Genomic DNA, 11,416 nt, shown 5'->3' on the forward strand with positions numbered 1-11,416 from the left:
CTAAAAAGCATGCCATAACTTCCCGCTTTTCACCTGGGTGGCCCTGGCAAAAGATTGTTCAATGCTGTTGTGCTGTCAGCCGTGCGTAAAGCAGGGGCAGCTGTCCGGGCAGTTCCATGGGGTCACGGATCACCACATAGCCGCTGTTGCCGAACAGATGGGGCAGGTAGTCGTTGCCCTTTTCATCGATAGTGACGCAGAAGGGATGGAAGCCCAAGTTGCGCACGCTTTGTACCGCGTGGCGGGTGTCCTCGATACCGTAACGGCCTTCGTACTGATCGAGATCGTTGGGCTTGCCGTCGGTGAGTATGAGCAGCAGGCGGCGTCCCGCGCCCTGTTGCTTCAGTTGCTCCGCCGCGTAGCGTATGCCCGCGCCCAGGCGGGTATAGTAGCCGGGTTTGAGTGCTTCGATGCGGCCACGGATGCGGCCGCTATAGCTTTCATCGAAGGTCTTGATGGCATGAATGCGGATGGGATCGCGCTTGCGGGAGGAGAAACCGTAGATGCCGAACTGGTCGCCCGTGGCAGCCAGGCTTTCGGCGAACAGGTAGAGGCTGTCCTGGATCACATCCAGTACCCGTGATTCATCATTCACCCAGGTGTCCGTGGAAAGAGACAGGTCCGCCAGCAGCAGGCAGGCTAGATCCCGGGCGCCGGCGTTCATCTGCCGGTAGAGATTGTCCGCCGCCACATTGCAGCCGCTGGCGCGGTCGGTGCGGTAGCGCAGGTAGGCATCCAGGTCCACTTCCTCGCCATCTGGACGGGCGCGGTGCCACACCCGCGCGGGCGCCAATGCCTGGAACTGACTGCGCAGCTTGGCGGCGGTGCGGTTGAGGCGCTCAGGCAGGGGGATGGCCAGGGCGTCTTTTGCCACCAGCTCGATGATGCGGCAATGATCGGGGACGAGCTGGCGTTTCTTCCAGTCCCATTCCGGCAGCATGAGGTCGTCGCTGAGGATCTCGTCGTCTTCGGATTCTGCCGGCAGATCCAGGTCGAACCTGATCTTTGTCTTGGCTGCCTTGCCGTTGCGGGTGACGCTGATCTTGTCCAGGTCACGGGCCACCTCATCCGCCCGCTGATCGTCTTCTTCATCTTCGCTGCCGCGATCCACGTTGACATGTTCGCCCCAGGAGAACAGGTTTTCCATGCGCACGGTGATCAGGCCGCGGTCCTCGTCCTGGGTTTGCGCCTGCTCTGTCTGCTTGCGCGGGACTTCTTTGAGTTCTTTGGCACTGCCGCCGCCGGCTTCTGCATTTTGGGCTGGTTCGGTGGCTGGCATGTGGGCCGCTTCCGGTGGATTGGGGTGCAGCCACAGTGGCACCGGCAAGGGCATGCGGCGGGCAGGCGGCAGGCGTTCCATGCTGCCTGGCTCGACCAGTGCGCGGCGTATGGCCTGTTCCTGGGCCATTTCGTCAGCCGGCCACCTGCCGGCAGCGCGCTGTTGCAGGTGCGTTTCCACCAGCCGCAGGTACTTGTCGTGCAGGCCGGGGTAGCGTTCCAGTGCCGCACGGCTCAGTTTCTGGTTGTGTGTGAACCAGGGTTCGGGTTCGTCATCGGTTTCCATGGCAGCCAGAGCGCCCAGCCACAGGTAGAGATCGCGGTTGAGATCCCGATCGGCGAAGCAGTCGATCTCGGGGGGTAGGCGCAGGGCATTCTCATCACGCCATGCGAGTTCTGCCTTCTTGTTGGTTCCAGCCATGCGCTGCAGCAGCGTGCGGCGGGAATTGATCAGGGTGGCATCGGCGCCGGCTATTTCCAGTCCGCCATCACCGCCCAGGGCGCGAAACCAGATGCCCAGAAGATGCTGGATGTCACTGAGACGCACAGCGGCATCGGGAAAGCGCTGCTCGCTGCGCCTGGTGATGAAGTCATGCCACCAGCCGCCGACATGTTCTTCCATTTCCACCAGTTCGAGAAGGTCAGAAACAGTCTTTGCCATGATCTTTTCCCGTTATCTTGTGGCTGGCACATTCCCCGTCTACCCATTTGAGCAGGCCGGGTTTGCCTTTTTGTGCTTCCACCTGAATGCAGGCTTCGATGCATTCGCCGCACTGGGTGCAGGTGAACATCTTGCGCTTCAGCGTGCGGGGCTTGAGGCGCATGGGGCATATATTGTCGCAGGCATTGTTGCAGTCGTGACAGTCTTTTGCCTCCTTGCGGTTGAAGCCGATGGTCATGGCGCTCCTGTTTGCCATCCAGGCCAGCCCCTGGATCAGACCCACTGAGCAGCCGAAACGGCAGAACAGGTGCCGGGCGAAAATGAAATCCAGCGCCAGCACCAGGGTCACGACGGTGATGAAGAGAAACTGGGGCAGGGTGAGCTGCCAGTGCAGGAGGTTGTAGTAAACCACGTCGGGGGGGATGGCGTAGGTGAGGATGGCAACGGCCCAGACGACAGCCATGCCAACGCTCAACAGCAGCAGGGGTATCCAGTACAGGCGGCTGGTCCTGAGTATTTCGCCGCTGGGCTGCTGCAGGGGCAGAGGCGCCTTCTCCCAGAGCGTGGGCTTGCCCGTGGCGTGCAGCATCAGCCTGTTGAGGCTTTCCACCATGGTGAAATGCGGACAGAGCCAGCCGCAGTAGAGCCGACCCCAGCGCCAGGCAACAAAAATCAGTAACAGTCCGGCTGATGCAAGGGGCAGGAATGCCTTGAAAATCAGGTTGACGATAACTTCGGATGACGGGGTGAAACCGTACTGGAACCCGGTAAAACCCAGGTCCCAGTCCTGTCCGAACAGGATCAGGTTGTTCCGGTACAGGTCGAAGCGGAAGATGTTCAGGGGCGGCGCCAGAAGGAACAGGACAAAGAATGCAATTTGCAGGAGCAGGCGCTTGTTGTGTATCGCTCCCTTTTGTGGCGTCGCCTCTCTGGTCACAAAAACCGGCCGATGAGAGGATAACGCCAGGCCTGTCCCGACATGGCCCTGGTCAGGGCCAGCAGGCCGGGAACCAGGAAAGGCAGAATGACCAGCAGTGTATAGACTTCGAGTGCGACAAGGCTGTGGATGCTGATCAGGTTGTCCAGACTGGTATATCCGCCGGCCAGGGCAGCGATGAGATTGATGAGAAAGAAAAGTGCGGTGCTGATCAGGGCGGCAATCCAGGGCTGTATGACATGGGAACGCACGAACAGACTGGGGTCGTTCCTGTGCCGGAAATAGATGACCCCCAGTGCGAACAGAGGCAGCACGGGGAACAGCAGGTTCAGCATGTACAGAGCCTCGGCCGTGATCGCCAGACCCTGTTTTTCGGGGGCTTGTTGGGGAGCTTCCATGTTTAACCTCGGGGTAAGCTGATGTTGATGACTTCCATGAGCGCGTTGCGGGTTTCCAGGTCGTCGGTCAGGGGTTCGGCCATGGCGGCAAGGCAGGCTTCGCTGGGATTCATGCCGCTCTTGATCAGACGTGCCGCGTAAATCAGAAGCCGTGTCGAAGCGGCTTCCTCCAGATCGTGATCCTTGAGTACCCGCAAGGCAGCAGCGAGCTTCACCAGGGCCTTGGCTGTTTTTTCGTCGCTACCGGTTTCCTTCTGAATGATTTCCTGTTCCAGCTCAGAAGCAGGGAAGTCGAAGGTCATGCCCACGAATCGCTGGCGGGTCGAGGGCTTCATGCCCTTGAGAATATTCTGGTAGCCCGGATTGTAGGAAACCACCAGCATGAACTCGGCTGGCGCCTTCAGGGTTTCCCCCGTGCGTTCAATGGGCAGTATGCGCCGGTCGTCGGTGAGTGGATGGATGACCACGGTGGTGTCCTTGCGCGCTTCCACCACCTCGTCCAGGTAACAGATGGCGCCTTCGCGCACGGCGCGGGTGAGGGGACCGTCCACCCAGAAGGTGCCCTGTTCGCCGATGAGGTGTCGTCCGACAAGATCGGCGGCCGTCAGGTCATCGTGGCAGGACACGGTATACAGAGGGCGCCCGAGATGGGCAGCCATGTGCTCGATAAAACGGGTTTTACCGCAGCCAGTCGGTCCCTTGATCATGACCGGTAGCTGGTTGTTCCAGGCGTGTTGAAAAAGATCTGCTTCGTTACCCTGGGGCAGATAGAACGGAATATCTTCTGAATTCAACAGGTACTACTCCTATGCGGCGATATTGAAAGCGAAAGCAATCAGTGATCCTACCAGAAGAAGCCAGATGCTGATCACCCAGCGCCAGAAGCCGGACACCTGCTTCAGTCCCATGAAATAGTCGCCGATCAGTTGCCCCTTGAGCAGCGCGAAACCCAGCACCATCAGTGAAATCTGCAGACCGGAAAAATGCTGGGTGCCAATGAACCAGGTGACGAAAGTCAGGGCCATGAGCAGCAGGTAGATCCAGGTGCAGGGACGAATGAATGTTTTTTTCTCGGTCATGGTATTCATCTCATCACGTAAACCAGGGGGAACAGGACCATCCATACCAGGTCCACCATATGCCAGTAGCTGGCGCCGGTTTCAACACCGGTATGTTCCTGTGCAGAATAGCCTCCCGCGCGGGCCTTGAGGGCGACAGCCGACAGAATGATCATTCCGAGAATGACATGCAGGAAGTGAAAGACGGTCAGGGACAGATAGAACATGTAGAAGGTATTGGTGTTCAGATTTACACCGTGTGAAAAATGGTGGTTGTACTCCATGCTTTTTACTGCGAGGAATACCACTCCCATGAACAGTGCGCCAAGGAGCCAGTGGAAACAGCGTTTGCTGTTGTCCTTCCGGATTGCTGAAACCGCACGTACCACGAAATAGCTGCTGGTGATCAGTGCCAGGGTGTTGATCAGTGCGGCATTGCGGTCCAGGGTCAGCTGATAGGTGTTGAACAGCTCTACATGGTTGGCGCGGGTAAAGGCGTAGACAGAAAAGAATACGCCAAACGTCAGAAGTTCGGCCATGATGAAGATCCAGATGACGAGGTCACCGGGGGGCCACTTGTTTTTTTCCATGGGGTTCATCAGGTTTTCGCTATCCCAAAATTGAATAAGGCGGATGATAATTCATCCGCCTTATTCTTGAACATGTGAATTCGCAAGGAAGGCGTGATGCCCTCCTTGCGATATGGACTTACTTGCTCAGTTCCACAGTAGCTTCCGGATCGTTCTTGCCTACAAAGAAGCTGACGACATAAAGGGTCAGACCGATGAGGAAGACAAAACCGGTGATTTCCCGCAGCCAGTAGAACAGGGCGATCTTGTCCTGTACCACCATGAAGTCCATGGGATTGTCACTGAAGCGCTGCAGGTAGACCTGCAGGATGCCTGCGCCGGTAAGGAACAGGGTGATGAATACCATGGAGATGGTCATCAGCCAGAAAGACCACATTTCCATGCTCTGGGAACGTGCACTGTTGCAGGCTTCACGACCACGCATGAGCGGCATGGAGTAGGAGATCATCGCCAGTACGATCATGACATAAGCGCCATAGAAAGCCATGTGACCGTGGGCTGCAGTGATCTGGGTACCGTGAGTGTAGTAGTTCACGGGAGCCAGGGTGTGCAGGAAGCCCCATACGCCGGCGCCGAGGAAGGCCATGACCGCAGTACCCAGAGCCCACAGGACAGCTGCCTTGTTGGGGTGGTTGCGGCGACGCTTGTTCACCATGTTGAACGCATACACGGTCATCATGAAGAAGGGGATGGGCTCCATGGCTGAGAAGATGGAACCGAACCACTGCCAGAATTCGGGAGCACCGATCCAGTAGTAGTGGTGACCTGTTCCGATGATACCGGTGATCAGGGTCATGGCGATGATGATATACAGCCATTTCTCGATGACCTCGCGGTCCACGCCGGTAGTCTTGATCAGGATGAAGGCCAGGATGGCGCCAAGGATCAGTTCCCAAACACCTTCTACCCACAGATGCACTACCCACCACCAGTAGTACTTGTCCATGACAAGATTGGTGGGGTTGTAGAATGCAAACAGGAAGAATACGGCAAGGCCGGTCAGACCCATCAGCAGCACCAGGTTCACGACAGTCTTACGACCCTTGAGGATGGTCATGCCGATGTTGAACAGGAACGACAGGGCGACGATGACGATGCCTATCTTGGTGATAGTGGGCTGTTCCAGGAACTCTCTACCCATGGTGGGCAGCAGGTCGTTCATGGTCAGTTCTGCCAGGGTGGCATAAGGCACCAGCAGATAGCCAAGAATGGTGGCAGCACCGGCGACCAGGAAGATCCAGAACATCAGATATGCGAGCCAGGGGGCAAACAGTTCTGTTTCTGCTTCTTCCGGAACCAGATAGTAGGCCGCTCCCATAAAGCCGAACAGCAGCCATACGATAAGCAGGTTGGTGTGCACCATACGTGCCACGTTGAAGGGGATCTCAGGGAACAGGAAGTCCCCGATAACATACTGGGCGCCCATGATCAGGCCGAACAGTATCTGTCCCACAAAGAGTCCGATTGCCGCGATAAAATACAGCTTGGCAACCTTTTGTGATTCATATTTCATGGTAATTACTCCTTAAAATCCAGGTTGCTTCAGCCTTTGACGGTAGGCGGCCAGTTGGATGTGTTGATGCCGGAAACATATTTCAGGAATTCGGCAACAGCAGTCAGTTCTTCGTCGCTGAGATTGAACTGGGGCATGCTGCGTCGGCCTGGAACACCATCCTTGGGGCGGCTCATGATGAAGCCCTTGATGGCGTCGACACTGCCATAGCGCTTGTAGACATTTCCCAATTCTGGAGCAAAGTATGCGCCTTCACCCAGCAGGGTGTGGCAGCCGATGCAATCGTGGTCTTCCCACACTTTCTTGCCCAGGGCAACGGTATCATTGAGTGCTTCATGATTGTCGCGCTCGGGCCAGGCCTGGTGGGTCTGGTAAGTTAGCGCCAGGAATGCCAGGAAGAAGAACAAGGTTCCCCCATAGAATATATTCCTGGCCATGGCTTTGGTAAATGCCTGTGCCATAAGAGTAATCTCCCTTGATAAATTTAGGTATGAGTAATGTGCCTATTGCGCTAAAAAAGCGCTTTGATCCATGTCAATTGATATACTGATCATTGTCAATGAAACATAGATAGTTCTTGGAACTGCAAGCCCCTATCAGGTGTGCGGGATGCATGATACCAAATCATTCTTAATCAGGTGTTAATATTTTGCTAGAACAATTAAAAAATAACTTAATATTTCATAGGCTTACGGATGAGCAAATGGACCGGGTGGTGCAGCGCGCCAAAAGGATCAGTCTGGTGGACGGAGAGGCTTTGTTCCAGCAGGGTGATACGGCGACGCGTTTTTATCTGGTGGTGGAAGGGCATATGAAGCTGTTTCGCCTGGCACCCGACGGTAACGAAAAGGTGATCGAGCTGGTCGATACCGGCCACACCTTTGCCGAAGCGCTGATGTTTCTGGAGCAGCCCCGATACCCTGTCGGGGCCGTGGCCCTGGGTGATACCGAACTGATCAGTGTGGACGCGGCTGATTTTTCTGCCATCCTGCGGGACTCGGTGGATCTGTGCCTGGCGCTGCTGGGGGATATGAGCTTTCGCCTGCGTTCCCTGATCCGGGAAATCGACGACCTGAGCCTGCACAGCGCCACCTGTCGCGTTGCCGCTTTCATTCTTGCCCGGGCGCCGGCGGATTGTGATGATTTTGATCTGGAAATTCCCAAACATGTGATCGCCTCGCGGATATCTGTGAAACCAGAGACTTTTTCCAGAATAATCAAGAGTCTGAAATCAAAAAATGTGCTGGAGATCAAGGGCAGCAAGGTGCATCTGCTGGACAGGGAGGCGCTTGAAGATGCGGCTGATGTGTGTGGTCTGCCGGTGGAGGTGACCTGACCGGGCGCTGATTCCGGCAGGCGTCACGGGAGACGCCTGCCGTGTTTCCGGGTGTTACTGATAGCGTTTGAGGATAGCCTTGCGGGCTCTGGTGTATTCGGATTCTGACAGCAATCCTTTCTTGTAGCTTTCTTCGAGATCCTGAAGTTCCTGTCCCATGGTGGTCGTGGTGATCTGGGAGTTTACCTTGGCGCCGCCGCCGCCGCAGCCTCCGACAGTCAGCAGGGTTGCAAGGGCTGCAGCAAACAGGATGGAAGAGTATTTCATTGCGTCAAACTCCTTAGAATTGTTAACGTTAGTTATCGGCAAATTATAGCAGTCCAAAGGTTCTTCAGGGAGTGCTTTGTTCCTGCAGCCAGGGCCCCGTCATCTAAATCTTGGCTGGGGTGGTGTCTGATCGGAAAAACGCCGTAAATACATCCATGTAGGCTCCGCGTCGGCATCCCTGCCTCCGAGGTTTTCCGATCAGATGCCACCCCACCTTATCAATAACTCAGGAACTTAGATGACGTGGTCCTGTTCCTGCAGCAGTTTTACCTGGAACAGGCTGTCCCGTTCCTCCTCCTCCAGCGTTTCCTGAATGAAGTGGATGCTGGCCTCGTAACGGGGAATGATGTTGTATTTCAGGGCGTTCACACGTTTCTGGGTCTTGCGCTGTTCATTCAGCATCCTGCGCAGGGCGATTTCCGCCTCTCCCAGTTGCGCCAGTACCACTGCCATGTCCGTCAGGTAGATACGCATCCTGTCGAAACTGGCGTCTGTCCACATCAGGCTCACGGGCTGCAGCGGGCGTTTGCCGGCCCTGACGGCGGGATATTCCACGCCCAGATTGCTGCGGGGCAGGATTTTCACCTCCACACTGGGTTCCAGCCCCAGACCCGCCAGGTGCAGCATGCGTTCTCCCATGCGCATGTGGGTGATACTCAGCCAGTAGTAGGCGCTGTCCACGAGTTGTGCAGCTTCCTCCCGCAGTTTCCGGTACGTGCCCAGCTGTTCCCGCACCATGCGTGTCAGCAATTCGCGTTTGCGTTCCAGCAGGTCGTGTCCTGTAGTGAGGAATTCCAGCTGGTTCTCCAGCTGCAGCAGCGCGTTGCGCGTGGGTGGTATGGGCAGGCGCTGGGTCATGGGCTGCTGTTCCAGTGGTGGTAGCGGGCCAGGTCGGCCTCGCTCACCCGGGACAGTACGTCGCCCGGCAGCAGGGACAGCAGTTCCCAGGCGATGTTCAGGGTCTGGATGATGGAGCGGTCCTCGTCCATGCCCTGTGCCAGGAAACACTGTTCGAAGCCATCGGCAAACTGCAGGTACTTGCGGTCCAGGTCCGGTAACTCGTCCGGCCCGATGATGGAAGCGAGGTTGCGCACTTCCAGCGCCTTGGCGTAGGCAGCATACAGCTGGTTGGCCACGCGGGGATGGTCTTCACGGGTATCGTCCTTGCCGATGCCATCCTTCATCAGGCGTGACAGGGAAGGCGGAATATTGACCGGTGGATACAGATCCTGGTTGTTCAGTTCCCGTGACAGTACGATCTGTCCTTCGGTAATGTAACCGGTGAGGTCCGGAATCGGGTGGGTGATGTCATCGGAAGGCATGCTCACCACCGGCACCATGGTGATGGAGCCGTGCCGTTCGCGTACCCGGCCCGCGCGTTCGTAGATTTCCGCCAGGTCGGAATACAGGTAGCCGGGGTAGCCCTTGCGGGTGGGCACGTCGCCCTTGGCGGTAGCCACCTCGCGCAGGGCTTCGGCGTAGTAGGTCATGTCCGTGAGCACCACCAGCACATGCAGGTCCAGGTCGAAGGCAAGGTATTCTGCTGCGGTCATGGCCGTGCGCGGGAGGATCAGTCTTTCGATGGGGGGATCATCGGCGAGGTTGGTGAACATCACCACGCCGTTGGATTCGAAGTCCTCGCGGAAGAACTGGGCATCTGCGTAGGAGACACCCATGGCGGCAAACACCACCACGAAGCGGGATTCCTCGCCGAGCAGTTTTGACTGGCGGACGATCTGCGCGGCGAGCTTGTTGTGGGGCAGGCCGGAACCGGAAAAGATGGGAAGTTTCTGTCCCCGCACCAGGGAATTGAGACCGTCGATGGCGGAAATGCCCGTCTGGATGAACTCCCGGGGGTAGGCGCGGGCGATGGGGTTGATGGGCTGGCCGTTCACGTTACGGCGCAACCGGGAAACGATGGGTGGACGGTCGTCGCGGGGCTCGCCGATACCGTTGAATACCCGGCCGAGTATGTCCGGGGAGAGGGGCATTTCAAAAGGCGCCTCCAGGAAACGGACCCAGGTATCATCCAGGCTCAGGTCGTCCGTGCCTTCGAGGATCTGCACCATTACCAGTTCATCGGAGCTGAGAATGACCTGGCCGTTGCGTTTCTGACCCCGCTGGTCGCGGATGCTCACGCGGTCGCCGAAGGCCACGCCGGGCACACCCCGGAGAAAGAGCAGGCCATTGTGTGCCGCGGAAGCGTAGCGGTATTCCTTCTCCCTCATGCAATTTTACTCCTCATACTCCTGGCGCAGCTTTTCCAGCTGGGAGCGGAATTCTTCGCCCAGTGCATGGAGTTCATCCAGCTGATCGTTGCCGTAGAGATTCTTGCTGCGCCGGGCGCGACTGAGCAGAGGCAGTGCCAGCAGGGCGGAAACGGGTACACCAGCCTTTACCAGCGCCTGGCCCTGCTGATACAGACCGATCATGAGGTCCAGCAGGGCAAACTGTTTCTGGGGCGAGCAGTAGCTGTCCACCTCGTCCAGTGCGTTCTGCTGCAACAGCCCTTCCCGCAGCAGGGATGCCATCTCCACCGTCCAGCGCTGAATGGGTGACAGTGCTTCCGCGCCAACCAGGTTGATGATACGGGCGAGTTCTTCCGCCCGGCTGAGCAGGTTCAGCGCTAGGCTGCGCTTTTCCTGCCAGCTCTCATCCACGTTTTCAGACCACCACCTGGCGGCCGCTTCCACGGCATCTGAAAAGCTCTCCGTCCAGGACACGGAAGGATAATGCCGTGCATCGGCAAGGAGTTTGGACAGTGCCCAGAAGGTCTGGATGATGTCCTTGGTGTGGTTGGTGACCGGCTCGGAAAAGTTGCCACCGGGGGGGGGATACCGCGCCGATGAGGGAAACAGAACCGCTTTCTCCCGACAGGGTTTCCACCCGGCCGACGCGCTCGTAGAAAGACGCCAGCCGCGAAGCCAGGTAGGCAGGATAGCCTTCCTCCACCGGCATCTGGCCGAGGCGTCTGGCGACCTCGCGCAGGGCTTCCGCCCAGCGGCTGGTGGAGTCGGCCAGCATCACCACGTCATGCCCCTGGTCCCGGTAGTATTCTGCCAGGGTTACGCCGAGATAAATCGATGCTTCCCTGGCGACCACGGGCATGTTGGAAGTGTTGGCCACCAGCAGGGTGCGTTCCATGAGGGAACGGCCGGAATAGGGGTCGGTCAGTTCGGGGAAGTAATCGAGAATGTCCACCAGCTCGTTGCCGCGTTCGCCGCAGCCCACATAGATGACGATGTCGGCGTTGGTCCAGCGGGCGATCTGCCGCTGCCAGCCATGGAGAGCGAAGCGAAGGCTGGTAGACCCCAGTAGCCGCGAGGCCGCACTGCTTACCCGTCGTGCGCATAGCGCCAGAGGGGAAGCAAAGTAGGC

At 57.7% G+C, this 11,416-nt stretch carries 12 protein-coding genes and 1 pseudogene; 1 reads left to right on the top strand and 12 read right to left on the bottom strand.

From position 1 onward, the window contains the following. Positions 1-58: 58 nt before the first annotated feature. The 8 genes from ACOCD2_RS05480 to ACOCD2_RS05515 form a co-directional block, all read right to left on the bottom strand. A complete protein-coding gene (locus tag ACOCD2_RS05480) occupies positions 59-1,939 on the bottom strand; it encodes a nitric oxide reductase activation protein NorD (protein WP_293645247.1) in 1,881 nt (626 codons plus the stop codon). Next, complete coding sequence (locus ACOCD2_RS05485) at positions 1,920-2,876, bottom strand: 4Fe-4S binding protein (protein WP_293645249.1); 957 nt, start codon at positions 2,874-2,876, stop codon at positions 1,920-1,922. Before ACOCD2_RS05485 ends, ACOCD2_RS05480 begins: the two co-directional genes overlap by 20 nt. Next, a complete protein-coding gene (locus ACOCD2_RS05490; protein ID WP_293645251.1) occupies positions 2,873-3,274 on the bottom strand; it encodes a hypothetical protein in 402 nt (133 codons plus the stop codon). Before ACOCD2_RS05490 ends, ACOCD2_RS05485 begins: the two co-directional genes overlap by 4 nt. 2 nt (positions 3,275-3,276) lie before the next feature. Beyond that, on the bottom strand, positions 3,277-4,068 hold the full coding sequence (locus ACOCD2_RS05495) for a CbbQ/NirQ/NorQ/GpvN family protein (protein ID WP_293645253.1): 792 nt from the start codon (positions 4,066-4,068) through the stop codon (positions 3,277-3,279). A gap of 12 nt (positions 4,069-4,080) precedes the next feature. Further along, the gene (locus ACOCD2_RS05500) at positions 4,081-4,353 is read right to left on the bottom strand and encodes a cytochrome C oxidase subunit IV family protein (RefSeq protein ID WP_293645255.1); all 273 of its coding nucleotides are present in this window, start codon (positions 4,351-4,353) and stop codon (positions 4,081-4,083) included. Between the two features lie 5 nt (positions 4,354-4,358). Next, positions 4,359-4,922: a cytochrome c oxidase subunit 3 family protein gene (locus ACOCD2_RS05505; protein ID WP_293645257.1), complete on the bottom strand. Its 564-nt coding sequence runs from the start codon at positions 4,920-4,922 to the stop codon at positions 4,359-4,361. 118 nt (positions 4,923-5,040) lie between these two features. Next, on the bottom strand, positions 5,041-6,435 hold the full coding sequence (locus tag ACOCD2_RS05510; protein WP_293645259.1) for a cbb3-type cytochrome c oxidase subunit I: 1,395 nt from the start codon (positions 6,433-6,435) through the stop codon (positions 5,041-5,043). A 29-nt stretch (positions 6,436-6,464) separates the two neighbouring features. Then, entirely contained in the window at positions 6,465-6,896 is a 432-nt protein-coding gene (locus ACOCD2_RS05515; RefSeq protein WP_293645261.1) for a c-type cytochrome, read from the bottom strand. Between the two features lie 242 nt (positions 6,897-7,138). On the opposite strand from ACOCD2_RS05515, the gene ACOCD2_RS05520 reads away from it, so the two are divergent. Continuing rightward, positions 7,139-7,771 carry a Crp/Fnr family transcriptional regulator gene (locus tag ACOCD2_RS05520; protein ID WP_293645262.1) on the top strand — a complete coding sequence of 211 codons (633 nt, stop codon included), beginning with the start codon at positions 7,139-7,141 and terminating at the stop codon, positions 7,769-7,771. A gap of 54 nt (positions 7,772-7,825) precedes the next feature. On the opposite strand, the gene ACOCD2_RS05525 is transcribed toward ACOCD2_RS05520, so the two are convergent. From ACOCD2_RS05525 to ACOCD2_RS05540, 4 genes and pseudogenes are all read right to left on the bottom strand, one after another. Then, on the bottom strand, positions 7,826-8,038 hold the full coding sequence (locus ACOCD2_RS05525; protein WP_293645264.1) for a hypothetical protein: 213 nt from the start codon (positions 8,036-8,038) through the stop codon (positions 7,826-7,828). 234 nt (positions 8,039-8,272) lie between these two features. Continuing rightward, positions 8,273-8,896 (bottom strand): V-type ATP synthase subunit D, encoded by a 624-nt coding sequence (locus ACOCD2_RS05530; protein WP_293645266.1) that lies wholly within the window; start codon positions 8,894-8,896, stop codon positions 8,273-8,275. After that, positions 8,893-10,266: a V-type ATP synthase subunit B gene (locus ACOCD2_RS05535; protein WP_293645268.1), complete on the bottom strand. Its 1,374-nt coding sequence runs from the start codon at positions 10,264-10,266 to the stop codon at positions 8,893-8,895. Before ACOCD2_RS05535 ends, ACOCD2_RS05530 begins: the two co-directional genes overlap by 4 nt. A 6-nt stretch (positions 10,267-10,272) precedes the next feature. Continuing rightward, positions 10,273-11,314: pseudogene (locus ACOCD2_RS05540) on the bottom strand (V-type ATP synthase subunit A); the annotation flags it as partial. Between the last annotated feature and the right edge of the window lie 102 nt (positions 11,315-11,416).

The sequence above is a fragment of the Thiolapillus sp. genome (assembly GCF_048562965.1).
Classification (GTDB): domain Bacteria; phylum Pseudomonadota; class Gammaproteobacteria; order Chromatiales; family Chromatiaceae; genus Thiolapillus; species Thiolapillus brandeum_A.